21 protein-coding genes and 1 pseudogene are annotated in these 26,639 nt (G+C 59.8%); 15 read left to right on the top strand and 7 right to left on the bottom strand.

What is annotated here, in order from left to right; all coding sequences use genetic code 11:
• Positions 1-284 precede the first annotated feature (284 nt).
• Genes ACRWA7_RS02340 through ACRWA7_RS02330 form a run of 3 tightly spaced genes read left to right on the top strand, consistent with a single transcriptional unit; the run spans position 285 to position 2,530 of the window.
• The gene (locus ACRWA7_RS02340; RefSeq protein WP_438390886.1) at positions 285-1,064 is read left to right on the top strand and encodes an amino acid ABC transporter substrate-binding protein; all 780 of its coding nucleotides are present in this window, start codon (positions 285-287) and stop codon (positions 1,062-1,064) included.
• Between the two features lie 45 nt (positions 1,065-1,109).
• Positions 1,110-1,787: an amino acid ABC transporter permease gene (locus ACRWA7_RS02335; RefSeq protein WP_438390885.1), complete on the top strand. Its 678-nt coding sequence runs from the start codon at positions 1,110-1,112 to the stop codon at positions 1,785-1,787.
• Positions 1,787-2,530, top strand: a complete 744-nt coding sequence (locus ACRWA7_RS02330; RefSeq protein WP_060857488.1) for an amino acid ABC transporter ATP-binding protein — start codon at positions 1,787-1,789, stop codon at positions 2,528-2,530. The genes ACRWA7_RS02335 and ACRWA7_RS02330 overlap by 1 nt, the downstream gene beginning before the upstream one ends.
• A gap of 28 nt (positions 2,531-2,558) precedes the next feature.
• Here ACRWA7_RS02330 and ACRWA7_RS02325 read toward each other — a convergent pair whose 3' ends face one another.
• The 3 genes and pseudogenes from ACRWA7_RS02325 to ACRWA7_RS02315 form a co-directional block, all read right to left on the bottom strand.
• Positions 2,559-3,818 carry an SfnB family sulfur acquisition oxidoreductase gene (locus tag ACRWA7_RS02325; protein WP_438390884.1) on the bottom strand — a complete coding sequence of 420 codons (1,260 nt, stop codon included), beginning with the start codon at positions 3,816-3,818 and terminating at the stop codon, positions 2,559-2,561.
• 3 nt (positions 3,819-3,821) lie between these two features.
• Entirely contained in the window at positions 3,822-5,072 is a 1,251-nt protein-coding gene (locus tag ACRWA7_RS02320) for an SfnB family sulfur acquisition oxidoreductase (protein WP_060857489.1), read from the bottom strand.
• 96 nt (positions 5,073-5,168) lie between these two features.
• Positions 5,169-5,345: pseudogene (locus tag ACRWA7_RS02315) on the bottom strand (aminotransferase class V-fold PLP-dependent enzyme); the annotation flags it as partial.
• Positions 5,346-5,671: 326 nt separating this feature from the next.
• Here ACRWA7_RS02315 and ACRWA7_RS02310 point away from each other — a divergent pair.
• The 6 genes from ACRWA7_RS02310 to ACRWA7_RS02285 all read left to right on the top strand — a co-directional run bounded on the left by ACRWA7_RS02310 (position 5,672) and on the right by ACRWA7_RS02285 (position 11,235).
• Complete coding sequence (locus ACRWA7_RS02310; RefSeq protein WP_082850576.1) at positions 5,672-6,694, top strand: aliphatic sulfonate ABC transporter substrate-binding protein; 1,023 nt, start codon at positions 5,672-5,674, stop codon at positions 6,692-6,694.
• Between the two features lie 19 nt (positions 6,695-6,713).
• On the top strand, positions 6,714-7,547 hold the full coding sequence (locus ACRWA7_RS02305) for an ABC transporter permease (RefSeq protein WP_438390883.1): 834 nt from the start codon (positions 6,714-6,716) through the stop codon (positions 7,545-7,547).
• On the top strand, positions 7,541-8,299 hold the full coding sequence (locus tag ACRWA7_RS02300; protein WP_438390882.1) for an ABC transporter ATP-binding protein: 759 nt from the start codon (positions 7,541-7,543) through the stop codon (positions 8,297-8,299). Before ACRWA7_RS02305 ends, ACRWA7_RS02300 begins: the two co-directional genes overlap by 7 nt.
• Positions 8,300-8,638: 339 nt before the next feature.
• Complete coding sequence (locus ACRWA7_RS02295; RefSeq protein WP_438390881.1) at positions 8,639-9,706, top strand: ATP-grasp fold amidoligase family protein; 1,068 nt, start codon at positions 8,639-8,641, stop codon at positions 9,704-9,706.
• Positions 9,707-9,907: 201 nt separating this feature from the next.
• Positions 9,908-10,513 (top strand): DUF6875 domain-containing protein, encoded by a 606-nt coding sequence (locus ACRWA7_RS02290; protein ID WP_438390880.1) that lies wholly within the window; start codon positions 9,908-9,910, stop codon positions 10,511-10,513.
• Entirely contained in the window at positions 10,510-11,235 is a 726-nt protein-coding gene (locus ACRWA7_RS02285; RefSeq protein ID WP_438390879.1) for an MBL fold metallo-hydrolase, read from the top strand. The genes ACRWA7_RS02290 and ACRWA7_RS02285 overlap by 4 nt, the downstream gene beginning before the upstream one ends.
• A gap of 101 nt (positions 11,236-11,336) precedes the next feature.
• Here ACRWA7_RS02285 and ACRWA7_RS02280 read toward each other — a convergent pair whose 3' ends face one another.
• Together ACRWA7_RS02280 and ACRWA7_RS02275 are read right to left on the bottom strand one after the other, a co-directional pair.
• Entirely contained in the window at positions 11,337-13,010 is a 1,674-nt protein-coding gene (locus ACRWA7_RS02280; protein ID WP_438390878.1) for a purple acid phosphatase family protein, read from the bottom strand.
• Between the two features lie 116 nt (positions 13,011-13,126).
• Positions 13,127-14,029: a LysR family transcriptional regulator gene (locus tag ACRWA7_RS02275; protein ID WP_438390877.1), complete on the bottom strand. Its 903-nt coding sequence runs from the start codon at positions 14,027-14,029 to the stop codon at positions 13,127-13,129.
• An 87-nt stretch (positions 14,030-14,116) separates the two neighbouring features.
• Here ACRWA7_RS02275 and ACRWA7_RS02270 point away from each other — a divergent pair, with 87 nt between their 5' ends.
• Complete coding sequence (locus ACRWA7_RS02270; protein WP_438390876.1) at positions 14,117-14,896, top strand: NAD(P)H-dependent oxidoreductase; 780 nt, start codon at positions 14,117-14,119, stop codon at positions 14,894-14,896.
• A gap of 7 nt (positions 14,897-14,903) precedes the next feature.
• Here ACRWA7_RS02270 and ACRWA7_RS02265 read toward each other — a convergent pair whose 3' ends face one another.
• A complete protein-coding gene (locus tag ACRWA7_RS02265; RefSeq protein ID WP_060857497.1) occupies positions 14,904-15,809 on the bottom strand; it encodes a DUF72 domain-containing protein in 906 nt (301 codons plus the stop codon).
• A gap of 117 nt (positions 15,810-15,926) precedes the next feature.
• Here ACRWA7_RS02265 and imuA point away from each other — a divergent pair, with 117 nt between their 5' ends.
• The 5 genes from imuA (at position 15,927) to ACRWA7_RS02240 (ending at position 24,515) form a co-directional block, all read left to right on the top strand.
• Entirely contained in the window at positions 15,927-16,634 is a 708-nt protein-coding gene (gene imuA / locus ACRWA7_RS02260) for a translesion DNA synthesis-associated protein ImuA (RefSeq protein WP_438390875.1), read from the top strand.
• A complete protein-coding gene (locus ACRWA7_RS02255) occupies positions 16,564-18,054 on the top strand; it encodes a Y-family DNA polymerase (RefSeq protein ID WP_438390874.1) in 1,491 nt (496 codons plus the stop codon). Before imuA ends, ACRWA7_RS02255 begins: the two co-directional genes overlap by 71 nt.
• Before the next feature lie 6 nt (positions 18,055-18,060).
• Positions 18,061-21,210 (top strand): error-prone DNA polymerase, encoded by a 3,150-nt coding sequence (locus ACRWA7_RS02250; protein ID WP_438390873.1) that lies wholly within the window; start codon positions 18,061-18,063, stop codon positions 21,208-21,210.
• Positions 21,211-21,366: 156 nt separating this feature from the next.
• Positions 21,367-23,796: a penicillin acylase family protein gene (locus ACRWA7_RS02245; RefSeq protein ID WP_438390872.1), complete on the top strand. Its 2,430-nt coding sequence runs from the start codon at positions 21,367-21,369 to the stop codon at positions 23,794-23,796.
• A gap of 239 nt (positions 23,797-24,035) precedes the next feature.
• Complete coding sequence (locus tag ACRWA7_RS02240; protein ID WP_438390871.1) at positions 24,036-24,515, top strand: DUF2501 domain-containing protein; 480 nt, start codon at positions 24,036-24,038, stop codon at positions 24,513-24,515.
• Between the two features lie 82 nt (positions 24,516-24,597).
• On the opposite strand, the gene ACRWA7_RS02235 is transcribed toward ACRWA7_RS02240, so the two are convergent.
• Positions 24,598-26,469, bottom strand: coding sequence for an ABC transporter ATP-binding protein (locus ACRWA7_RS02235; RefSeq protein WP_438390870.1), 1,872 nt, complete (start codon positions 26,467-26,469; stop codon positions 24,598-24,600).
• Positions 26,470-26,639: the final 170 nt, after the last annotated feature.

Here is a 26,639-nt window from a genome sequence, read left to right as displayed (position 1 = left end):
CTAGCGCCTTTCAGACATCGATGATCTGATCATTCGCGCACTGCGCCGTGCCACTCATTGTTCCGATAAACACCGTTGCACTGCGGGAATAACGATATTGCAACGCATGCATGCATACACCGCCACCCTGCCGTTCAAGCGTCGTTTATCCGATTTACGCATTACCTTCGGCGTGGATGTGCTTTGTGAAACCACCGCGCCTTGATACAGTCGCGCCGAAGCGTTTTGGCGATAATTGCCGAAAAGCGAATAATCAACAATCGAGCTTTTAAGGAGTCGCTAACATGAACATTCTCAAGTGCCTGCTTTTGGCCGGCGTCGTACAGTTGACCGCTCTTTCAAGCGCCTTCGCGGCGGGCGACCTGGCGGGCATCAAGAGCGCCGGTGTCATCAAGATCGGCACCGAGGGGACCTATGCGCCTTTCACGTACCACGATGCATTGGGCAAGCTCACAGGCTTCGACGTTGAAATAGGCGAGGCGATCGCCAAGCGCATCGGCGTGAAGCCGGAGTTTGTGGAAGGCAAGTGGGACGGCCTGATCGCAGGGCTCGATGCCGACCGCTACAACGCGGTCATCAACGAAGTGGCCATCACCGACGCCCGCAAGGCCAAGTATGATTTCTCCACTCCGTACATTGCCTCACACGCGGCGCTGATCGTGCGTTCGGACAATACCTCCATCAAGAGCTTCGACGACCTGAAAGGCAAGAAGTCCGCCAACACGCTCACCAGCAACTTCGGGAAGATCGCCAAGGATCATGGTGCTGAGGTAGTGGGCGTGCAGGGCTTCAACGAATCGATCGACCTGCTGACCTCCGGCCGCGTGGATGCGACCGTGAACGACAGCCTGTCCTTTCTCGACTTTAAAAAACACAAGCCGGATGCGAAGGTAAAGATCGCGGCCATCAGTGATTCAGCCGACAGCGAGTATTCCGGCGTGATCATTCCGAAGGGCAACCCGCAGCTTCTGGCCGCCATCGACAAGGCGCTTGCCGATATCAAGGCAGACGGAACCTACAAGCAAATTTCGCAGAAGTATTTTGGCCGGGACGTATCGAAGTAACATCGCGATCAGCTTCGCCACCATTTCCTTTCAGGGATTCGTGATATGCCGGCCTGGCTGCATCTGATGGGCGAGTCACTGTGGCCGCTTCTATACGCAGGGCTCGTGTTCACAGTGCCGCTCACGATCGCATCGTTTGCGCTTGGCCTGGCGCTGGCCTTCACGGTCGCACTCATCCGGCTCTTTGGGCCGCGATGGGCCGTGAAGGTTGCACAATTCTACGTATGGCTGATTCGTGGTTCACCGTTGCTTGTGCAACTCTTTGTGATCTTCTACGGTCTGCCAAGCGTCGGCATTGTGCTTGATCCGTTGACCGCCGCGATCATCGGCTTCACGCTGAATGTGGGTGCATATAACTCGGAAGTGATCCGCGGAGCGATCGAGTCGATTCCCACCGGACAATGGGAAGCAGCGTATTCAATGGGCATGACACGCACGCAAGCGCTGCGGCGAACCATCATGCCGCAGGCGTCGCGCGTTGCACTGCCCGCGCTCGCTAACGCCTTCATTGCGCTCGTCAAGGACACCTCGCTCGCAGCGGTTCTGACAGTCCCCGAGATCTTTCAGGCGGCCCAGCGGATTGCATCGGTCACCTATGAACCGCTCATCCTTTACACGGAAGCGGCCTTGATCTACCTCGTGTTCAGTTCTGTGCTGTCATCGGCCCAGGTCCGGCTCGAAAGAAGACTCGGTCAACATGCGCTTTTCAAGCGGAGCCAATAATGATTGCGCTTGAAAAAATCCAGAAGTCCTTTGGCGCGCACGAGGTGCTCAAGTCGGTCGACCTGACAATCGCGCAGGGCACGGTAACGGCGCTTATCGGGCAGTCGGGAAGCGGCAAGAGCACGCTTCTGCGTTGCGTGAACCTGCTTGAAGTGCCTGAAGCAGGGTCGCTCAGACTGGGTGACGAACGGATCGAGTTCAGCCGTACCGAACAGCCTTCTCGCGAAGCGGTGCTAAGGATTCGCCGCAAGACGGGCATGGTGTTCCAGAACTTTCAGTTATTCCCGCATCGCACCGTGATACAGAACGTGATGGAAGGCCTGATTACTGTTCAGCGATGGGACAGGGAGCGCGCGCGTGCACGCGCGGGCGTGCTTCTGGAGAAGGTGGGCATTTCGCAAAAGGCCGACGCGTGGCCGGTCACCCTGTCCGGTGGACAGCAGCAACGCGTGGCGATCGCGCGGGCGCTTGCGCCGTCTCCCGACATTCTTCTATGCGATGAGCCAACCTCGGCACTGGATCCTGGACTTGCGGCCGAAGTCATCGATGTATTGAGCCAGCTTGCCAAAGAAGGGATGACCATGCTGTTTGCGACGCATGACCTGCGTCTCGCGGCATCGATATCCCGCGAAGTCGTTTTCCTGAGCGGCGGCACGGTGGTCGAGTCGGGGCTGTCGGAAGAGGTCTTCGCCCGGCCGAAGCATCCGGAAACGGCGGCGTTTATTTCCGTGCTTGGCCGGTAAGCGCGATAGATGTACCAGACGCATCAGGTTACAACGCGCCATGCCGGGGCGGCAGCTTATCGTTGAGATAAAAGTTGCCCACGGCGTGATATTTCCAGCGCACCGGATCATGCAAGGTATGCGTGCGTGCATTGCGCCAGAAACGGTCGAGGCCAAGGCCGTCGAGCGTGGCGGCCGTTCCCGCAAGTTCGAACAGGCGCGAGCCGGCATCAAGGGAAGCTGTGGTCGTGAGCGCCCGGGCCTCGGCAACGGCGATGGAAGCCTTCGCCACCGAACGCTCCGTCGGATCGGCCTGGGCTGCATCGACTGCACGGGCGGCTCGCCGGACCAGCGCCTCTGCCGCCCGGATCTGCACCGCGAGTTCGCCGACCTGGGCGATAGTCAGCGGGTCAGCGGCGGCATGCGCGACTTTTGCATCGATCCAGGGCCGGGACCGCTCGCGGATAAACGGCACCATGGCAGCAAATGCGCCCCGAGCCTGCCCCAGGTCGATGGCCGCATGGATGATCTGCGCGAAGGGACCGATCGTGGTGGGACGCTCGAACGATGTCTGGAAAGGAACGACCCACTTGGGCTGTACCGGAACACGCTTGAACTCGACCGAGCCGCTGCCCGTCACACGCTGGCCAAAGCCGTCCCAGTCGTCGGTCACGCTCACGCCTTGCGCCGCGCGTGGCACGAAGACGAGGTAAGTGACGTCTTGGCCGTCTTCGTCGGCGACAACGAGCGTGGGGATCCAGTGCGCATACAGGGCGCCAGTGCAATAAAACTTCTGTCCATCGATATACCAGTCACCGGGCGCACGCGTGAGCCGCGTGCGGCGTTTGAAGTCCTTCCGGCCAATCTCGGCAAGCGCATTGCCAAAACGTTCGCCCGCCAAGACACGCTCGTAGAAAAAGCGGCGCTGAGCGTGCGTTCCACCCACGCGCAAAACCTCCAGCGCGTAGTAGTGGTTTTGCGGAATCTGCCCGAGCGATCCGTCGGCAGCGGAGATCGTGGCGACGACTTCCGCCAGGGCACCGTTGCTCACGCCTGCCCCGCCATAGGCGCGTGGCACGGTCAATCCCCAAAGTCCGCTCGATACAAACGCGTCGAGTTCAACCCACGGCAAGCGTCGTTCAAGATCACGCAGCGCGGCATCGATTGAAAACTCATCCGCGAGCCGTTTTGCGACGTTCAGCGCCTGCGCGTCGTCATGAATCAAGTCGGGCACGCGAGCCGGGCGTGCGGGGAACGCCTGACCTTGCAACGTGGCTGCCGCGCTTCTTTCGGCGTGGGAAAATGCCATGGCTTAGTTCCAGGAGTGCCGCGCGGGCAACACGTCGTTGAGATAGTAGTTGCCGATCAGATGCGTCTTCCAGCGCACCGGATCATGAAGCGTGTGAGTACGCGCGTTGCGCCAGTGACGATCCAGATTGTGGGCCGCACGCGTCGCCGACGATCCGGCCAGTTCGAACAGTTTTTCGCTGGCCGCAAGCGCAATGCGCGTGGTCAGTATCTTGGCCTCGGCCACGGCTATCGAAGCGCGGGCGCTCAGCCCGGCGTCGACCGGTTCCGACGCGATTGCATCCAGCACGCGGCCGGTTTCGATCAGGACTTCGCGAGCGGCGTGCAGATCTATCTGGAGGCGGCCAACATCCGCAATGATGTAAGGGTCGTCCACCGCACGTTCCTGACCCGAATCGATCCACGGCCGCGCGCGTTCGCGGACGAAAGACATGGCATCAGACACCGCTGCTTCTGCAATGCCCTGATCTATGGCCGCCTGGATCAATTGCGAGGTCGGCCCATACAAGCCCGGTCGATCGGCGAGCTGCCAGACAGGAAGCACGTCTTGAGGGTCGATCGGGACGTGATCGAATACCACGCTGCCACTGGCAGTGGTCCGTTGACCGAACGAACTCCAGTCATCGATTACCGTCAGGCCCGGCGCGTCCCTTGGCACCCACACCTGGACCGCGCGACCCTCGTCGTCAATTGCGCGGGTCGGCACGCGATGCGCGAACAAGGCGCCCGTGGAGTAGAAACGGCGGCCGTCGAGGCGCAGTCCTTCGGAGGTCGTGCGCAGGCGGGTAGTGCCTTGCAGAATGTTGGACGATTCTGCCGAGCGGCGCTCTGGTCCCGCATTGCCCAAACGACGCCCCGCCAGGACCTCGTCGTACAGGCGCCGCTTCTGCGCAGGCGTACCGATCTCGCGAAGCACGCCCAGTACACCGAAATGATTCTGGGGTATCTGCCCCAACGCCGGATCGGCCGCGCACAGAATGACGAATACTTCGGCCAGGGTCGCAAGCGATACGTCGGCGCCACCGTACTCGCGCGGTATGGTGATAGCACCAAGGCCGCTTTCTGACCACAGGTCAAGTTCGTCCCAGGGAAGCAGGCGTTCGCGATCCCGCCTCGCCGCGCCGGGCGAGAAGATTAGGGCCAGGCGGCGAGCTGTATCCAGCGCGTGTGCGTCATCGGAAATATGCTGGATACGGTTTGGATCGGGAAGCGTGGGCAAGCGGTGTTCAGCGCCCGGAGTGTCGATGTTCGGCATGGATGTTGTGGTTTCAGAACGAGGGATGGCGCGCGGTGCCTGCGCCAGCAGACGTCGATATGCAAGTGCTCGAACTCAATTAACACGGACATAGGATTTTTCGTTGAGCGCCCGCCCTACTTTCTCCGCCTCATAACCCTTCAATACAAACGACAGCACGCTTGCCTTGTCGATCGCGGTTCCGAGCAAGCGGACACCCGCCACCGGCTGCAACACGCTCGTCGCGTACTCGAGCAGTTCGTGTTTGTAGCGCCCGATATTCTCTTTGCCAACCTACACGACGCCTATGCCTGTTGGCCCAAACAATCCGCAGAAGAATGCAACCGCTTATAGCCACCAGATACCACTATGCGAGAACCCGATGGAAAGCCGAACCAATAAAAAGTCATTTCTAAAGAAGAGCTGGAGAACCTGATGCGACGCGGCCCGGGTTGCCGGAGTTTTGCTTGATCGATAGACCTGACCGCGCAATTAAAAATGTCGGAACCATTGCGGGCATATACCGCGTCCTGCTTTCGTTGTGAACTTTAATTGGTTCTCTCCAACGGCTGGCGCCGTTAGATTGTTGGGCTATTCAAAGAAGCCTTAAGGACCAGTCCATGAAATCCAGCCGGGGCGCAGTACTGTTTCATTCTCTCAGCCGCGTGGCGGCCCTTTGCGTTACGTTGCTCGCCGCCACGGTTGTGTCGTATCCGGCAATCGCGCAGGCGGCCGCGCCCGAGGAAATCAAACTCGACTATGCCTACTATTCGCCCGAAAGCCTGGTGATCAGGCAGCAAGGCTGGCTCGAGAAAGAGTTCGCGCCGGACCACACCACGATCAAGTGGGTTCTGAGCCTTGGCAGCAACCGTGCGCTCGAATACCTGAACAGCGGCGCAATCGATATCGGATCGACCGCCGGTCTCGCGGCGGTGCTCGGCCGGGCGAACGGCAATCCAATCCGCGCCGTATATATCTTCTCGCGTCCTGAATGGACGGCTCTCGTGGTGCGCCGGGACTCTCCGCTCAAATCGGTAGCCGATCTCAAGGGCAAGAAGATTGCAGCGACGAAAGGCACGGATCCGTTTCTCTTTGCACTGCGTGCGCTGCATACAGCCGGGCTGACACGCGACGACGTGGAGATCGTGAATCTGCAGCATCCCGACGGCCGCACCGCACTCGCAAGCGGGCAAGTCGATGCATGGGCCGGACTCGATCCGCACATGGCTGCCGCACAAGTCGACGACGGCGCGCGCCTCTTGTATCGAAATGTCGATTTCAATACGTATGGATTCCTGAATGCACGCGAAGACTTCATCAAGGAACACCCGGATACGCTCGCGCGCGTGTTGAAGGTGTACGAGCATGCGCGGGTGTGGATCGGCACGCATCCGGATGAAACGGCGAAGATTATTTCGGAAGAGTCGAAGGTGTCGCTGCCAGTTGCGAAGCTGCAATTAAGCCGTAACGACTTCAGCCAGCCGCAGCCGGGGACAAAGCAGATTGACGCGCTGAAAGCGGCAGCGCCGATTCTTACCCAGGAGCAGTTGGTCAAACCGGGAACGGATCTGAACCAGGTGATCGACGCCCTGATCGATGTCAGGATCGCCCAGCCGGTCATTGCGTCGGCTGGTGGCAAGTAGGCAGGCCGGGGCATTGGCGATGGCACCGGACGATTCGCTCACGCTGTCCAGCCCTCTGTCCACGCCAGAGCGCAAGCCAAAGTCCGCGCTGCAGCGCTGGCGCACGGCGGGCCTTCTGCTACCGGTCGCATTCCTTGCGCTGATGGAAGCGCTGGTACGCCTGCACGTCGTTCCCGAACATCTCGTGCCCGCTCCCAGCACGATCGCCGAAGCGCTTTGGCAACTTGGCGGCGACCGGCTCGGGCGGCATATCGGCGCAAGCAGCTTGCGGGTTCTCGCCGGCTTCCTGCTTGGCACGGCGGCCGGCATCGCTTTCGGAGCGGCAATGGGCCTGAGCCGCCGGCTCGACGCGCTGTTCGATCCGAGCTTTCAGGCGTTGCGCTCCATTCCTTCGCTTGCGTGGGTTCCGGTCCTGCTTCTATGGATGGGTATCGATGAAGCGCCCAAGATCACGCTCATCGCCATTGGTGCATTCTTCCCCGTGCATCTCGCCGTCGTGGCGGGTATTCGCGACGTGGACCGCAAGCTTGTCGAGCTTGGCGAAGTGAATCGTTTGAGCCAGACGGAGCTGTTCATGCGCATTCTCCTGCCTGCATCGTTACCGCAGATATTCACAGGGTTGAGAACCGGCTTGAGCCTTGCGTGGATGTTCATGGTGGCCGCAGAGCTGATCGCGGCCACCCGTGGTCTGGGATATCTGCTGAGCGATGGCCGCGAGACAGGGCGCCCCGACCTTGTATTCGGCGCGATTCTTCTGCTGGCGCTGCTCGGCAAACTCAGCGACACCGTGCTCAAGTTTGCCGAGAACCGCGTGCTTTCGTGGCGCGACACCCGTGTCTCGAACGAATGCTGACGTTATCCCAAGACACGCTGCTCGAGGTCCGCCACTGCGGCAAACGCTACGATACGCGTACCGTTCTGGACAGCGTTTCGCTCACGATCAGGCAGGGTGAAATTGTCAGCCTCGTTGGCCCGAGCGGCTGCGGAAAAAGCACGTTGCTACGCATTGTCGCCGGGCTTGATCGCAACTACGACGGCGATATATTGCTTGATGGCGTGCGTCAGCAAGGGCCATCCAGCCGGGTAGGCGTCGTTTTCCAGGAGCCACGCCTGTTGCCCTGGCTCGATGTCGCTGACAACGTCGCCTTCCCGGCAGGGTCTCGCCAGGGCAGCGATCCGCGCGTCGGCGAACTGCTCGCACAAGTGGGTCTCGCGAACGCGCGTTCTTCGTTGCCCAAGCATTTGTCCGGTGGCATGGCGCAGCGTGTGGCTATAGCACGCGGCCTTTTTACGAACCCTGATCTCTTGCTGCTGGACGAACCATTCAGTGCAGTGGACGCCATTACCCGGATGCGTCTGCAAGACCTGCTGCTATTGCTCGTAAGCGGCCGCAAGACGGCGACACTGCTCGTCACCCATGATCTGGACGAAGCACTTTATCTCTCTGATCGTGTACTGCTGATGACACCAACGGGAAACCGCGGCGCTGGCCACATCGCACGCGAGATCGCGGTTCCCGGCGGACGGCCACGCGAACGCAACGGCTCGTGGCTCGCCACAGCCCGAGGTGAGTTGCTGGATAGCCTTGGTGTAAGCAGTTTGTGAGCTGGACTGCGCTCCCACCGTGATTTCAGAGCGCGCAACAATAGCAGCGTTAGCGATGGTTAAAAAGCACGAAATAGCCGCTGTATGAACAATAAATGCGCTGCAGCAAAAAGTCGATTCATACGAATGCGCCAAGAGTTCAAGATTTTCGGCCATGGCGGCACCTTGCACTGTCGGATCGCCTATGCTTCATTGCAGCATAAAACAGATTTGAACATTCAAGACTCACCGCGATATTTCAATTCGCCCTGGGCGACATGCCAGCTGGCGGTCATCGCCGCTTTGTGATCAAGCGCCATGTTCAATTCTCTTGCATCGCAAGCGAGGAGAGATATACCGATGAGCACACCCGACGAACTAGGCAAGCGAACACAATCAATTCATTTGCGGTTCGGGGCTGCACTCAGAAATCTCCTTCCCGCGCAATTTGCTAGCAAGGAACAAACATATTTTCCCGGTAAGGCCGCTGCAAGAAAAAAGCGCGTTACCGTACGCGATCGTGTAGTTCATGGCATAAAACGCTTTCTTCCCGATTCCGTATTCGTTCTTCTTTCGCATCGCAAGAGAGTTGGGCGATTTCCCAATCTAAAGAATCCCGCAACGTTCAATGAAATCATTCTTGACCGTTGCCTCCACCCGGACCCGCTTTGGAGCACGCTGACCGACAAGCTCGCCGTTCGCGAGTACGTGAAAAGCAAAGTGGGAGAAAAGCATCTGATCCCATTGCTTGCAGCACCTGAGGTCTTTACGCAAGAAGTGTTCGATTCGCTTCCCGCTTCATTTGTCATGAAAGCGAACCACGGATGCGGATTCGTCAAGGTGGTCAGGGACAAGTCTTCCGTGTCGTTCGAGCAACTCAACGAACTCGCCGATGAATGGTTGTCCACCAACTTCTATCTCGCCTCGCGCGAACGGCATTACCGGTCGATAAAACCCCGGATCTACTTCGAGAAGCTGCTACTCGACCGAAGCGGAGCGGTGCCTGCGGACTTCAAGATGAATATCTTCGGACGCAAACAGGGCGACCCGATCATTTATACGGGCGTGGTCTCCGACCGGTTCGGCAGTCCGAGGCACGATTTCTACGACGCCCAGTGGAACAGGCTGGACATCGTGTTGGGCGAATATCCTTGCAGCACGGTCCCGGCCCCGCCACTGCCCAATTGGGATGAGGTCGTGCGGATCGCCACCCTGCTCGCTGACGGCCTCGGTTACGTGCGTGTGGACCTTTATGCGCCAGACAATGAAATCTTCTTCGGCGAATTGACGTTCACACCAGGCGCGGGCGTCTCCCGTTTTTCGCCTGACCACTACGACTACGAATGGGGGCGGCTCATCAAGGAAATGCCGCCGTCACAAGTTGCTAGTGGAACGCGCGAAACCCTGCCCCAGGCATTGGAACAATAATGAGCGTGAAAAGATGCCTGGATGAAACGCGCGCGCTTATTCCTTAAGGTGCGCGACGTTTGCTGCGGTTCTGTTGACCTCTGTCGGTTGCACGGTTTCTTGTTCCCAGGCCAGGACGCCTGAAACGACGGTGCGACATCTTGAAGACGAGGCATACATCAACTTATTAGTAATACGAAATAGCCATTGACGAGGTTGACCATGGCAACAGGCCTGTCAGATTCAGAACGTCTGTCTCTTGATGAAGTATCAACCGACACTGGTTTTTCAAAGGTCATCGACTGGATAGAAGATTTTCTTTGCGCCCCTAATACCGAACTGGGACGGCTTGGCGATGTTTGCCCGTTTGCAAAAGCGGCAATGCTGAAGCGATCCGTGGAGTTCTACAGGAATCGTTCGAAAAGCGTTTCAGGTCTATTAGCGGACCTGGAGTTGCATATGGAAGAATTCCTGCAAAGCGGCGCACTGCAGGACATTTACCGGTGCAGGATTATTGTGCCTACTGGATTCGATAACGCTGTAGGCGCAGTAGAATATGTGCAAAAGCAGCTAAAGCCCGCGTTTGTAGAACGACATTTGATGATCGGTCAGTTTTTCCAGGGTTGCGAGGAACCCGGGCTATGGAACAAGGCGTTTCGCCCGCTCCAGGCACCGGTTCCGCTGATTGCTATCCGAAGCATGGTGCCAACGGATATTGCATTCCTGTACGGTAACGAAAGTTACGTGCGCGCCTATCTGGAAAAATTTGGAAGGCGTGGAAGTATCGCCCTTCGGCAATTTGAGACTGCAATGGAGGCACATAAATGAATTCGTCGAAGGTCGAGGTATTTGCGGACCAGGTCTACAGAAACAGTATTTTTATCGAAAAGCTGGATTTGAGTTTCTCGCAGTTTTTCGTGAAGTCGCCGTCTGGCGCTCTCCTCTGCATAGAGACCGGAATGAGGGGCGATTTTCCGCTGCTCAAGTCGAACCTGCTTTCTGCAGGAATAGACGTCGAAACGGTGAGCGGCGTGATCGTGCCTCACTTCGAGGCCGATGAAATGGGTGCTCTTCCAGAATTCATTTCGCACAATAAAAATCTGGTTGCCTATGCTCACCCCATCTGCTCGCATGCACTCGCTGACGTTTTCTCCGTCAAGACAAAGCCTCTGAAAGACGAGGCGCCGACCACAATCAACGGCGAAGTCGTCATTCCAATCTTCACAAAACACGTACATCAGTGGGATGCGCTGGTCATCTATCTGCCCCGGCTCAAGGCGCTTTTTTCATCCGACATCTTCATGAGATTTGGATCAACGGAAGAAAGATCAGGGGATCCGGTGCGCGACATCGTGACGTCGATAGAAAAGTCCGGATACCTTCCGTCCATCGAGTATTTGCATGCCGCATTAAACAAGATCAAGAAGTACGAGATAGATTCGATATTTCCAATGCACGGTCCCGCAATTCACAATGACGCTGCGGCAACAATCAACGGACTCATTGAATATTGCGTAAAGGACCGGCATAAGGAAACGGTTGAAGGATAATAAAGTCCTGCTAACGAATCTTCGAATCCATACGTTAAGCGCGGCGTCACCTTGAGCTTTCGTCTTGACGTACGCCGCATTCATCCGCACAACCTGGTGTCCTAACCGCGCCGTTTCTTCGACAGAACAATAGTCTCGAAGAGTTCGTATTCCGGCGTCGGCGTCTGGTCCGCGCCCGGCGCGTGATAGTAGTTCATGGTGATGGTGGTATTGCCATGCCGTGTGCCCGGATCGTGATCGAATACGGCGATACCGTAGCCGGTTCCCGTGTCTCGCTGCGCTGACCAGATCGCATCTTCCACCGCATCGGCCGGGCGGCGCAAGAAGGTATTGGCCGACGTGCCGGGAATGGGCCGATTCGGCTTTGTGAACACCTGCGCTTGCGGATTGCCGGTCCCGGCGTCCAGTCCGTAGACATCCAGCGGCGCACTCGTGCCGCCACCGCCGAGAATCAGGTGGACAGTGCCGCGCGATGTGTCTATAGGCTCGTTCGCATTGCGAGACGTCATGGCCGGTCTCGGTTGCAGCGTATCGACACGCTCGCCCGTGACGGCATCGAAGCCTGCATGGTGATTGCAGCCGCGCACCGGATGACTGCGCTCGTAGTCATGATCGTGACCGCAGAGCACGAGGTCCACGCCATAGCGATCGAATAGCGGCAGCCACGCTTCACGAATGCCTTTGTCGGAGCCATTGCCGGTCTTCGATGAACTCAGCGCATCCTGATGCATCTGCACGATGATCCAGTCAATGTCGTCGTCCTGCGCCGCGTGGCGCAACGTTTTTTCGAGCCAGCGCGTTTGCTCGCCCTTGCTATAACCGCGTATATAGAACGAAGTGCCAGGATCGATGGGCGGATTCCCTGTGCTCGCAGCCGGCACGAGCGGAGCCGGTCCCGCCACGAAAGCAGCGGCGTCCTGATACACGACATCGTCGGCATCCAGCGATACGAACAGGATCGAGCTGACACGAAAGCTATACCAGCGGCCCCGGAAACGCGTACCGTTGTCCGGCAGCGTATAGCGCGTGAGATACGACGCCAGGCCTTGCTCGCCATTGTGAAACTCGACTTCGTGATTTCCCGGACAAGGCATCCACGGACGATTGGCCGCCGACGTTTGCGCGTTGTTACCAAAGTCGCGCCACACTTCCGGCTGATGCGTGGGGTTGAGATTGGCGTAGCAGAGATCGCCATTCAGCAAATGAAACAACGGCTGGAAGCGTTCGACGGCTTGTACGGCAAAGCGGCTCTGCGGCGACGAGAGCACCCAGCCGGTATTCGGCGTGGCGAGGTCGCCATAGCTCGTGAAGCGAAACGCCGCGCGGCCGTGCGGCGCGGTTTTGAATGAGGCGCTGAACGGCTGTGCGGTGTTGCTGTCATTATCGGCGGTGACTTCGTATTGATAGGCCGTATCCGGCTCGAGACCATGAATCAACGCGTGGTAAGTGCAGACAATTTCACCGTTCAGCCCATCGGTATAGGTACGCTGAACGCCGTGCACGATCCTTGCATGGCCATTGCCAGCCGTGCTCACCCGTACGCGCGGATTGGCGGCCGGCGCGAGCGAAGCCCAGCTCACCACGACTTCCCTCGACGGATCGTCGCCCCAGGTCAGGTGAATCTGCTCGGGCGTGCCGTCGGACGTTGTATCGGCTGCGCGCGCCGAGCCGGTCATCGTGGTTGCGGCGCTCGCGAGCGAAGACGCGCCCGCCAGCTTCAGGAAACCGCGTCTTGAAACGGTCGCGGCAAGGTCGGATGTGGTTTTGTTCGGCATGTCAGGGTCTCGCTCCGGGATTGTTGGGCCGACAACAGAACTCATTATTACGAGCGGTATTACCTCGTTGTGACACCTTCAACAAAGCTTTCAGCGAGCATGACCGGCCTCGGCCATCACCTCTCACCTACCTTCTGCGCAATAAACTCCCTCAACCATCTGTGCGCGGCATCCCGATGCGACCGCTCATGCCAGAACATGGCCATCTCGTAGCCGGGTACATCGACCGGCGGTTCGACCACGCGCAGCGTGCCTACATTGCGAACCAGCCGCGAGGGCATCATCGCGACAAGATCCGTGCTTTGCAGCACCTGCATCATGAACAGGAAGTGCGGCACGGAAAGCACGACCCGGCGCGTGAGCCCTGCCTCGGCAAGCGCTTCGTCCGTGATGCCGCGAAACCCGCCGCCATCCGTCGATACGATCACATGGTCGAGCGCGCAAAATTGCGCAAGCGTGGGACGGCGCTTCAGGCGCGGATGTCCCGCGCGGCCAGCCAGCACGTATCGCTCGCTGAACAGCACTCGCCTGTGCATGTCTTCAGGCGCGCCGTCGCTGGTATGAAGCGCAATGTCGATTTCCCCACGCTCCGCTTGCCGCGCAATGCGTGAAGGCACCATTTGCACAATCGCCAGCCGGGTGCCGGGCGCGGCCGCGCGCAAACCGGCCAACGCAGGTAACACGACAGTCGATTCCGCATAGTCGGCAGCGGCCACGCGCCACGTGTTGCCCGCTTCGGCGGGATCGAAAGGGCTGGCCGGCGACACCGCGCGTCCGAGTGCCTCGAGCGCTTCGCGCAAGGGTTCGCGCAACTGGTCGGCTCTTGCCGTGGGCCGCATGCCGCGAGGTCCCGGCAACAACAAAGGGTCGCCGAACACATCGCGCAACTTGGCGAGATGAACGCTCACCGACGGCTGCGAAAAATTCAGGCGCTCCGCCGCGCGGGTCACGTTGTGCTCCGAAAGCAGGACGTCGAGCGTGAGCAGAAGATTGAGGTCCAGACGTCTTAGATTATTCATAGTTATACCTGACATTTTGAATATTCATTTCCAATATACCGGACGAAGATGCATGCTGCCTTTCTTTCAGCACGGAAGACTCAAGCCATGAATGTTCTAATTGTCTATGCGCATCCCGAACCGAAATCACTGAATGGTTCACTCAAGGATTTTGCGGTCAAACATCTTGAAGATGCCGACCATGTTGTGAAGGTTTCGGACCTGTATGCAATGAAGTGGAAAGCACCGCTCGATGCCAGCGACAGCATGGACGGACAGGCGTGCGAACGTTTCAATCCCGCGCTCGATTCGAAGCTTGCGTTCGAAAATGGCCGGCAGGCCAAGGACCTTGCAGAGGAACAAGACAAGCTGCAATGGGCCGATGCAGTCATCCTGCAGTTCCCGTTATGGTGGTTCTCCATGCCGGCAATCCTGAAAGGATGGGTGGAGCGCGTCTATGCATATGGCTTCGCCTATGGCGTAGGCGAGCACTCGGACACGCACTGGGGCGACCGTTATGGCGAAGGCACGCTGGCAGGGAAACGGGCGATGCTGATGGTCACCACGGGCGGCTGGGAATCGCATTACAGCGCCCGCGGTATCAATGGTCCAATAGACGACATCCTGTTCCCCATTCAGCACGGAATCCTGTATTACCCAGGCTTCGATGTGCTGCCGCCATTCGTGATCTATAGGACGGACCGGGTCGGCGAAGCGGGATTCACGAAAGCGTGCGAGACGCTCGCAGAACGTCTCGATAAACTCTGGACCACCGAGCCAATCGCATTTCGCCCGCAAAATGCCGGCGCGTATGACATCCCGGCGCTCACGTTACGCGCAGATATTGCGCCTGGCCAGACCGGTTTTAGCATGCACAGCGAGCAATGATCCAGCGTCAGGCCTGATCGAGAAACCCCATCAGCCTCAACGCGTTCCTCTGACTCTGGTCTTCATAATTGGTGTTGAAGACCACATGCGTCATATCGACGGCTTTCGAGATTTCGATGATCTGGCGGGCAAGCGGATCGAGTTCGTCGTCGTTGTACTCGTAATTGAATCTGGATGACGACGCCGTCATTCCCTTGATATTCCAAGTCTCATGGTTGCGCCCATGCAGACGGATCAGCGCGAGTCCGGGATGCGTTGTTTCCCAGATTGCCGGAATGCTGTTGGTCGATCCTTGCGGTTCATCGACCACCACGTTCACCAGTCCGCGCTCGCGCTCCATGGCGAGCGTGGAATGGCGGCGTTTTTCGTCGAACCACGTCTGGTTGCGGAATTCGACGGCCATCGTACAGCCGTCCATCACGCTCATGACGTCCGCGCAATGTTCGACATGCCGGATGCCGTGCGGATTGCAGATGACCCACGGCGCGAACTGGAAATGCACCACGCCGAGCTTGCCCGAAGCGCGCAGCGGTTCAATGGCCTCGAAATACCGGCACCACAATTCCTGCTGCAATTCCGCCGATAAATCCTTGTAATACAAGCTCGTCTTGCCGTTGCGCGGCAAGTGCGGCTGCAAGTCGGCCGGAAACATGTCGCGCGCGGTCTGGTGTCCGGTGAAAAGCCGGAACGCCTTGATATTGAACACGAATCCTGGCGGCGTTCGCTGCGCCCACGCCACGGAATTCGCGGGATTCGGCATGGCGTAATAACTGGAATCCACTTCGACAATGGGAAAAATGGACGCGTAATGCCGCAAGCGCGCCTCTGCGCTGGAACACCCCGGCGGATAAAAACGCTTGCACCTGACAAGTGTGGGATCTGTCCACGAAGCCGTCCCGACCAGAATGCCCACCGCATCTACTCCCGACAATTTTTGGGTGACGGTCTCCTGCTCCGTGTTTAAAAAGGGGCAGTTCCCACCGGATCAAATTCAAGTAAAGTACTGTACATCCATACAGTTAAATTTACCATGTCAGCCCTGCTAAAAAACGTCGAAGAGATTCACCCCGCCTTGTGGCGCGGGTCGCAACTCGCGCGCGCGCATGGGCAGACGGTCGATACGGGCTACGCCGTACTTTCCGCCGAATTGCCGGGCGGCGGCTGGCCAGTGGGAACGCTGACCGAACTGCTGGTTCAGCAGCCGGGCGTGGGCGAAATCCGGCTGCTGTGCCCGGCGCTCGCCGCCGTGAGCAAGCGTCCGATCGCGTTCGTGCAGCCGCCTCATATTCCGAACGCGCCTGCCTTTGCCTATCTGGGCGTGCCGCTCGACAAACTGCTCCAGTTGCGCGCGACAAAAATGGCCGATGCCCTCTGGTCGGCCGAGCAGATTCTCAAGACCGGCAGTTGCGGCGCGCTGGTTTTCTGGCAGCAACATGCGCGCCCCGAGTCGCTGCGGCGGCTGCATCTGGCGGCTCAATCGTCTGAAACGCTGTTCCTGATGGTGCGCCCCCTCGCCTGCGCGCCGGATTCGTCACCGGCTACGTTGCGGCTGGCGGTGCGCCCCGCGGGCAGCGGCATTGCTGTCGATATCATCAAGCGCAAAGGCCCGATCCGCGCCGAAAGACTGTCCGTCACCCTGCAACCTTCTCCCATTTTGATGAGTCCCCATGCCCGTGTACGTCGGCATCCATCTACCGCGGTTGTCGCTGGAAGTGTTCCGTCCACGCTGGTCGCTTAGGCCCGAACACGGCTGCGTCGTCCTCGACCACAACGCGGTCCTGATCGCGGACCTGGGCGCTCGCGAGGCCGGCGTGTGCGTGGGCATGAAGCGCGGCGGCGTGCTCACGTTGTCGCCCGGCACGCTGATGTTCGAACGCGATTCAGGCAAGGAACAGGACGTGATGCGCGAAGCCGCTTTTTCGCTGATGAAATTCTCACCCATGGTCGCGTTGTGCGACGAGGAAACCATCGTCATGGACGTCACGGCGAGCTTGCGGCTTTTTGGCGGTATCGTGAGGATATGCCAGCAGATACGGGATATTGTCGATGCGATCGGCCTGAGCACGCGCGTGAGTACAGCGCCGACGGGTCAGGGCGCGTGGCTGCTTGCAAAAAGCGCGGGCCGTGCCCACGCTCAACGGCGCGTGCTGAAAATGGCGTCGCTCGAACGCAAGCTCGGCAGGCTGCCGTTTCAATCCGTGCAGGAAGTGCGCGCGTTCACCGACTGGTTTACAGGGCTCGGCTGCAAGACGCTTGCCGACATCCGGCGCCTGCCGCGCGCGGGCCTGAAAAAGCGCTGCGGCGTCGCGCTGCTGGATTCACTGGATCGCGCTTACGGCATCGCGCCCGAACTGTACGAGTGGCTCGCCGTGCCGCCGGCGTTCAGCGCGCGCATCGAGTTGCCGGATCGCATCGAAAATGCGGAAGCCATGCTGTTTTCCGCGCGCCGGCTGATCGTGCAAATGTGCGGCTGGCTGAGCGCGCAGCAACTCGCGCTCACGCACGCCACGCTTGCGCTCGAACATGAGCGCGGGCGCAATGCCATCGACCCGACGATCATCCAGATTGCGCTCGCCGAACCGGCCTGGCACGAACACCATCTCGTGCGCCTGTTCAAGGAGCGGCTCGGCCGCACGGAACTCGTGGCGGCGGTGATTGCCCTGCGGCTCGACGCCGCGAAGATACAGGCGGCCGAACCGCCTACCGAGACGCTTTTTACCGAACCCGGCGGCTCGCCCGAGGACCACAACCGGCTGCTGGAATTGCTGGTTGCGCGGCTCGGTGCAAAGAACGTGCTCCGGGCGGCGCCTTCGCCGGATCATCGGCCGGAATGCGCGAACCGCTGGATTTCCGTGACCGACACCACCCTGCCCGCCAGACCCGAAGACATGCCGTCCGGTCTGCCGCGCCCCGCGTGGCTGCTTGAAAAGCCGCTGCAGCTCATGATGAAAAACCATCGGCCGTTTTATGGCTCGCCGCTGAAAACGGTATCGCTGGCGGAACGCATCGAAGCCGGATGGTTCGATAACAACCTGACAAGCCGCGATTATTTCGTCGCGCAGGCGAGCGATCAAAGTTGCTACTGGATTTATCGCGAGCGGCTGGGCAGTGCGGAGGCCGATGATCCGCACTGGTTTCTCCACGGCCTTTTTGGATGACGTGCCGTGGATACGACCTTCTCCACGCTGCCCGCGTATGCGGAGCTTTTCGCGTTTTCCAATTTCACATTTCTCCATGGGGCATCGCGTGGAGAGGAGTTGGTCGCGCGCGCCATGCAGCTGGGTTATGCCGGTCTCGCGATCACCGACGAATGCTCGCTCGCGGGCGTCGTGCGTGCACATGTGGAGGCGAAGAATCTCGGCTTTCCGCTCGTGATCGGCTCGTATTTCAAGCTCGTCAATGCGGATCGTTCGCCGGCGTTCGGGCTTATCTTGCTGGCGCAAAACCGCGAGGGCTACGGCAATTTGTCCGAGCTGATTACGCTCGCGCGCATGCGTTCAAAGAAAGGCGAATACCTGCTCACGCCAAGCGATCTCGCGCACCCCGATAAAAAGTTCGCCCATCTTCGCGGCATGCCGGATTGCCTTGCCATTCTCGTACCCGACTTTCCGGCAAAGGAAGACGCGCTCGATGCCCAGATCGAATGGCTCGACCGCACGTTTTCACAACGCGCGTGGGTTGGCTTGACGCTGCATCAGCGCGCGCTCGACGACATTCATCGCGGCATTGTCGAGCAGGTTGCCTGGCGTCACAAGATACGCGTGGTCGCGACCGGCAACGTGGTGATGCACGTGCGTTCACGCAAGCCGCTGCAGGACACCATGACGGCGATTCGCGTTGGCAAGCCGGTGAGCGAATGCGGCTACGATCTTGCGCCAAACGCCGAACAGCATCTGCGATCCCGTTTGCGGCTGGCGAATCTCTACCCCGAATACACGCTGAGTGAAACGCTGAACGTGCTCAAGCATTGCACGTTTTCTCTCGATGAACTGCGCTACCTGTATCCCGACGAAATCGTCCCGCCGGGTTATACGCACGCGGCTTATTTGCGGCAGGAAACTTACATTGGTGCGAACCAGCGTTTTCCGCAGGGTATTCCTCATCAGGTTCAGGCACAGATCGAATCCGAACTCGAGTTGATCGAGTACATGAAATACGAGGCGTACTTTCTTACGGTGTATGACCTCGTGCGCTTTGCTCGCAGCCAGAATATTCTTTGCCAGGGACGCGGTTCCGCCGCGAACTCGGCGGTCTGTTATTGCCTCGGCGTCACGGCCATTGACCCGTCACGCAGCACCATGCTGTTCGAACGGTTCATCAGCAAGGATCGTGGGGAACCGCCGGATATCGACGTCGATTTCGAACATCAGCGGCGCGAGGAAGTGATCCAGCACATCTACAAAAAATATGGGCGGGATCGCACGGCGATTGCGGCAGCGGTATCGACATACCGGCCGCGCGGCGCATTGCGTGAAACGGGCAAGGCGCTGGGCGTCGACCCGCAGATCGTGGATCGCGTGGCGAAGTCGCATCAGTGGTTCGATAACAGCCAGGACTTGCTGCAGCGCTTCGCCGAATCCGGACTTGATCCGGAAAATCCGTTGATTCAATCGTGGGCGTCGCTGGCGACGCAATTGCTGAATTTTCCGCGGCATTTGTCGCAGCACTCCGGTGGGTTTGTAATCAGCCGGGAAAAGCTGACGCGGCTGGTTCCCATCGAAAATGCGGCCATGGCGGATCGCAGCGTTATCCAATGGGACAAGGACGATCTGGAGGCGCTCAAGCTCTTGAAAGTCGATGTGCTTGCCCTTGGCATGTTGTCCGCAATCCGGCGCACGCTCGACATCATCTCGGAGAAGCGCGGTGAACGCTTTACCATTGACGATGTTCCGCCCAAAGACAAAGCGACCTACGACATGATCTCGCGGGCGGACACCATTGGCGTGTTCCAGATCGAGTCGCGTGCACAGATGTCGATGTTGCCGCGACTCAAGCCAAAGACATTCTATGATCTCGTGATCGAGGTTGCGATCGTGCGTCCGGGTCCCATTCAGGGCGGCGCGGTGCATCCGTACTTGCGCCGGCGTCAGAAGCTGGAGCCGGTGACCTATCCTAAGGAGGAACTGAAAGTCGCGCTGGAAAGAACCCTGGGCGTGCCGATCTTTCAGGAACAAGTGATGCAGATCTCGATGATCGCCGCTGGCTTCACAGCCGGTGAAGCCGATGCATTGCGCCGCGCCATGGCAGCCTGGAAACGCAAGGGCGGGCTCGATAAATATTACGACCGCATTGTGAGCGGCATGGCCAGGAACGGTTATACAAAAGCCTTTGCAGAAGGTATTTTCGAGCAGATCAAGGGCTTCGGCGAATACGGTTTTCCTGAAAGTCACGCAATGAGTTTTGCGTTGCTCGTGTATGTCAGCAGTTGGTTGAAGTGTCATGAGCCTGCGGCGTTTCTCGCCGCCATGCTCAATTCGCAACCCATGGGTTTCTATTCTCCGTCGCAACTCGTGCAGGACGCGCGGCGCCATGGCGTTGTCGTGCTTCCCGTCGATGTGACGATCAGCGGCTGGGACTCGGTGCTCGAGAACCATGCCAATGGCGACAAGTCTGCGGTGCGGATGGGTTTATCGTTGCTGCGGGGAATGCGCGACGGCTCGGCGGAGCGCATTGAAACAGCGCGTTCGGTGCGTCCATTCACGAGCGTAGGTGATCTCGCGCAACGGGCGCAACTCGACCGGCATGATCTGCAGGTGCTTGCCGCGGCGAATGCGTTGAAATCGCTGGCGGGAAATCGGAGGGAAGCGCTTTGGCAATCGGTCGCCGCGGTGCCCGAGAAGGACATGTTGAACGACGCGCGGGTGGACGACGCAACGCCCATGCTCGGCGCGCCATCGGAAGCCGATGAAATCATCAGCGACTATAAGACCGCCGGTTTATCGCTCGGGCGTCATCCGCTTGAATTGCTTCGGCCGGAATTGCTTGCGCATCGGTTGATGCCGGCTGCGACGTTGCGCAATTATCGCAATGGCAAGCTGGCGCGAGGATGCGGATTGGTGACCGTGCGGCAGCGGCCGGGAACAGCGAAAGGCGTGATGTTCGTCACGCTGGAAGACGAGACCGGAAACGTGAATGTGATCGTGTGGCCGAGTTTGCTGGAGAAGCAGCGTCGCGAAGCGCTGGGCGCGACGCTGCTTGCGGTGTATGGCACCTGGCAGTGCGAGGGAGAAGTGAGGCACCTCGTGGCGCAGAGGCTGGTGGATATGTCGCATATGCTGGGCGGCTTGACGAGCGTCAGCCGGGATTTTCACTGACACGGTCAAGCAAGCCCGCATGCGACGCATGGTCAGCAACTGGACAAATTCCGCGTCACACCGCTGCAGTCACGGCCGTGCTATGGTTTTTCGCCGTGCGCCAGAGCTTCACGGCGAAAAACCATATCGTGCGCCACGAACTGTCCGGATCTATCGATGAAAAGGCGCTTCTTCGCCTCGCTGATCACACTCCTGTGTCTCCTGATACTGATGGTCGCGGCGGCCGGAACCGCCGGCTGGATGACCTTGCGCGGCAGCCTCGCGCAACTCGACGGCACGCATGTCGCGCCGGCGTTGTCCGCCCCGGTCGGCATCGAGCGCGATTCGCTCGGCGTGCCCACCATCAAAGGCAATACGCGCAACGACGTTGCGTTCGGAACCGGCTTCGTGCAAGCGCAGGATCGATACTTCCAGATGGATCTGCTGCGCCGCGTCGCGTCCGGTGAAATGTCCGAACTGGTCGGCCCCGCCGCACTTGAACTGGATCGACGCAACCGGCCGCATCGTTTTCGCGAACGCGCACGCAAGGCGTTCGACGCCCTGCCCGCCGCCCAGCGGCAACTGATCGAGCGTTATACGGCGGGTGTCAATGACGGGCTTGCGTCGCTCGCCTCCCGGCCGTTCGAATATTGGGTGCTGCGCACGCCGCCCGCTGCATGGCGGCCGGAAGACACGCTGCTGGTGGTGTACGCAATGTACTTCGACCTGCAGTCCGAGGAGGTGCGCCACATCCTCTCGCGCGCGGCCTTGCGCGAACGCGTACCCGCCGACTTGTTCACGTTCCTGTTGCCCGCGACGAGCCATTGGGATGCACCATTCGATACCGCCGTGTCTTCCAGCAATCAACCTCCGGCACCGCCTGCAACGCGTCCGGACTGGTTGCAGTCATCGAGAAGCGGCTCGCAGCACGGCAGCATCGCCATCACGGATTCCATGGTCGGCAGCAACGGCTGGGCAGTCGATGCCGCCCACAGCGCGCACGGCGGCGCGATCCTTGCAAGCGACATGCATCTGGGTCTGTCGTTGCCCAACATCTGGTACAAGCTGTCGCTGGCGTGGCCGGGAGCCGATGGCCAGTTGCGCCACGTCACGGGCGTCAGCCTGCCCGGCGCGCCGTTGGTGATCGCCGGAAGCAACGGGCGGATCGCCTGGGGCTTTACGAACAGCTACGGCCGTTTTATCGACCTGATTGCGTTGCAGCGCAATCCCGCCAATCCGCTGGAATATCGCGTAGCAAGCGGCGAGTGGGCGCGTGCTGCCGTCATTCATGAACGCATTCTGGTGAAGGGCGGCGCGAGCGTGGACCTGCCCGTCGTCGAGACACAATGGGGGCCGCAGATCATCGCCGGTTCAAATGCAGATGCAAACAAAAATGCCTACGCGCTGCGCTGGGCCGCGCACGACCCGGAAGCCGTGAACCTGAACCTGCAGCAACTGGAAGACAGCGCGAACGTCGCGCAGGCGCTCCACATCGCGCAAATCAGCGGCATTCCCACACAGAACTTCATGGTCGCGGACTCGCATGGCGAGATCGGCTGGACCCTCGCCGGGCCGCTGCCAAAACGCGATGCCGCAACCGACCCATCCACAGGACCGCTTAGCGACTTGCCATTCGATTCGGCGACGTATCGCGGATGGCAAGGCTATCTCGCGCCCGATGCTTATCCGTCGCGCATCGCTACGCCGCTCGGGCGGCTCTGGAGCGCGAACAATCGAACCTTGCCGCTCGATCAGGAGACGCTCGCGGGCGATGCCGGCGCGGATCTCGGCGCGCGTGCATCGCAGATTCGCGATGACCTGCTGGCGTTGCCGCGCGCCACGGAACGCGACATGCTCTCGATCCAGACCGACGACCGCGCGCCGTGGATCGAGAGCTGGCGCCGCATTGCCCTCTCCGCGCTCGATGCCGCCGCGCTGAAAGACCATCCACAACGCGCGGAATTCCGCCGGTTGATCGACACATGGAACGGCCGCGCGGATGCCGGTTCAACTGGTTACCGGCTCGTGCGCGCATTCTATTTTTCGCTCTACGACGCGTGGTTCGGAAAGCTCGACGCGGACCTTGCCGCAGCCGGTTCGCAACTTGGCTATCGCGCCGCGAGTTCACGCTACGACGCGGTGATGGAAGCGCTCGCCGCACACCATGCGTGGGTGCCGGATGGCTTTGCCGACTGGCGCGCGTTCATGCTCGACAGAATCGATCACGCGATCGCGCAATTGCCGTCAGGCACAAAACTCGCCGATGCACGCTGGGGCGAGCGCAATCGCGCGGCGATCGAACATCCGTTTGCGCGGCTCGTGCCGCCGTGGCTGCCCTGGGTGCGCAACTGGCTTGGCGCACCGCACGACGCGCTGCCGGGCGACATCAACATGCCGCGCGTGCAAACGCCAGCATTTGGCGCATCGGAGCGCATGGTCGTGTCGCCGGGACACGAACAGGACGGCATCTTCGAGATGCCTGGCGGCCAATCGGGCAATCCGCTGTCGCCGTATTTTCTGGCGGGACACGACGCATGGGCACGCGGCGAAGCAACGCCGTTCCTGCCGGGTAAAACGGTGCATCGGCTTGAACTGATGCAGCATTAGAAACCAAAAACGCTTTTACCTCGCTTACGTCAGCACGCTTACGTCAGCGGCCGAGTCAAGCCTGCAAACGGCTGCCAGTTCCGTTATGAAGATGGCCGTTTTGTCATGTTGTGCGGAACCAATGCATTGATCAGGCCTCTGAACCCTGCGTCAGCGCAAACAAGCGGCGTTCTCTTCCGGCCTCGCGCGCGAAAAGCACTATATTGGAAGCTCGTTTTTGTTATTTGAAGGAGTACAGCATGAAATTCCGCACAACCCGAAGCACCGTTGCAGGCATCGCGATTGCGCTGTCGTTGCCTTTGTTGTCCATGTCCGCCGCGCACGCGCAACTTGGCAATCTGCTCAAGGGAGGAGGAAGTTCCGACGGGTCATCGAGCGGACTCAGCAATCTTGGCAGCATGGGCAGCGCACTGACTGGGCAATCGCTGACATCGGGCAGCACCAGCAACGTGGCGGGCGTGCTGCAGTTTTGCATCAAGAACAACTATGTCAACGCCAACAGCGCCTCGACAGTGGAAAACTCGTTGATGAGCAAACTGGGCGGCACGTCGGCCGCTTCGCAGGATAGCGGATACACCGACGGCGCGAACGGCCTGTTGAAAAGCGGTAACGGCAAGCAGGTCGACCTGAGCGGCAGCGGCCTGAAAGAACAGGTCACCAAGCAGGTCTGCGACAAGATCCTGTCGCAAGGCAAGTCGTTGCTTGGCATGGGGCAATAAGCAATCGGGCAATAAACCATGGTTCAAGGAACGGTCCCGCTTGCCGGGACCGTTCTCTTGTCACCGTCTATCTTTTTACAATCTATCTTCCCGTGGCGAGCGTCGCATCACCCACATAACCCCGCGTCATTGAAGGTTCATCGAATTCCTTCATCAGTCCGAGCGCCTGCCGTTCATACAACCGGCGATACAACCCGTTGTCGACCTGAATCAGCGCGTCGTGGCTGCCCTCTTCCGCAATCCGGCCGTGGTCGAGCACGAGCAACCGGTCCAGCGCCCGCACCGTGGAAAGCCGATGCGCCACCACCAGCGTGGTGCGCCCGACCATCAGCCGTTCCATTGCCTGCTGGATCAGCACCTCGCTTTCGCTATCGAGGCTTGACGTTGCTTCGTCGAGTATCAGCACCGGCGCGTCGGCCAGGAAAGCGCGTGCAATCGCCACGCGTTGCCGTTCTCCGCCCGACAACTTGATGCCGCGCTCGCCCACCAGCGTGTCATAGCCTTGTGGCAACGCCGCGATGAAGTCATGCGCGCTCGCAAGCCTGGCGGCACGTTCGATTTCCGCTTGCGTCGCGCCCGGCTTCGCATACGCGATGTTCTCCGCGAGCGACCGGTGAAACAGCACGGGCTCCTGCTGGACGATCGCAATTTGCGCGCGCAGCGAAGCCTGGCGAACATCGGCAATGTTCTGTCCGTCGATTGTGATCTGCCCGCTGGAGACGTCGTAGAGACGCTGGATCAGCTTGATCAGCGTGGTCTTGCCCGATCCCGAATGCCCAACCAGTCCGACGCGTTCCCCCGGCGCGACATGCAGCGAGAAATCGTCGTAGAGCGGCCTGGTGTGGCCGTCGTAGCAGAACGTCACGTGCTCGAAGCGAATCTCGCCCCTGGTAATCGCAATGGGTCCCGCACCCGGCTTGTCTTCAATGCCCAACGGCTGCGCCTCTAATGACACGAGCTCTTCCATGTCGTTGACCGAACGCTGCAAGTTGCGCACATGCATGCCGATTTCGCGAAGATAACCTTGCAGCATGAAGAACATGGTGAGCGTGAACGTGATGTCGCCGACGCTGGCTTTATCGGCGTTCCAGAGCAGCAAGGCCGCGCCGAGAATCGCCACCTGCATGGCGACGAGCATGCCGCCCTGCACGCCGCCGTTGATCGTGCCGCGCGCCCAGGTGCGCTTCGTGCGGTGCCGCCACTTGCCGATCACCCGCGCGAGCCGCGCCTCTTCGCGCGTTTCCGCGCCGAAGGCCTTGACCACCGTATTGCAGCTCACCGCGTCGGCCAGCGCGCCGCCCATGCGCGTATCCCACGCGTTGCCAAGCCGCGCGGCGGGCGCGACGAACCCGAGCGACAACGCCACGGTCACGCCGATATAAACCAGCGACCCAATGCCGACCACCACGCCCATCACGGTCCAGTGCGCGCCCAGCAGCAAGGTTGCGCCAACCAGCATGACCAGCGACGGCAACAGCGCGATCAGCAACGTGTCGTTGAGCAGGTCGAGCGCCCACATGCCGCGCGTGATCTTGCGGACAGTGGAGCCTGCAAAGCTGTTGCCGTGCCAGTCGGTGGAAAACCGCTGCACACGATGAAACGCGTCCGCTGCGATTTCGCTCATCATCCGCAACGTCAGCGCGATGATGTTCATGAACACGAGTTGACGCAACAGCGTTGCGCTAAGGCCAAGCGCGGCCAGTGCGCAAAACGCGGTAACGGCTGCCTGCCACGCAAGCGCCTTGCCGCTCGCGCCTGCAGCGAGTGCGTCGACAAGGCGTCCTGCGAAGAGCGGCGTGAGCACGTCGGCTAGCGCCGCGAACAGCGCAAGCACAACGATTGCAACGATCCGCCAGGGCTGCTTGCCCCAGTGAACAACGGTGAAACCGAGAACGTCCTTGAACGCCCGTCCGCCGAAGTCGAGTTTTCTTGCGGTTTTTCTTGTATAGGCCATTTGCCACAGCTCGTGGCGCGAAACGCCGCGAAGCTATCCTGTCGAAAAGAAAATAGAGCGACAGCCAAAGCGCGCCTCTTGCGAGCAAGGCGAACGGATCAGGGGCTGTCTGGAATTGGCGCGGGCTTCAGCACCTGCGCGGACGGCGACTCAGGGGTGTCGCGGCGTCT

Origin of the sequence: Caballeronia sp. DA-9, assembly GCF_051615025.1 — a bacterium.
Taxonomy (GTDB): domain Bacteria; phylum Pseudomonadota; class Gammaproteobacteria; order Burkholderiales; family Burkholderiaceae; genus Caballeronia; species Caballeronia sordidicola.
This window is presented reverse-complemented; position numbering and strand designations above follow the sequence as displayed.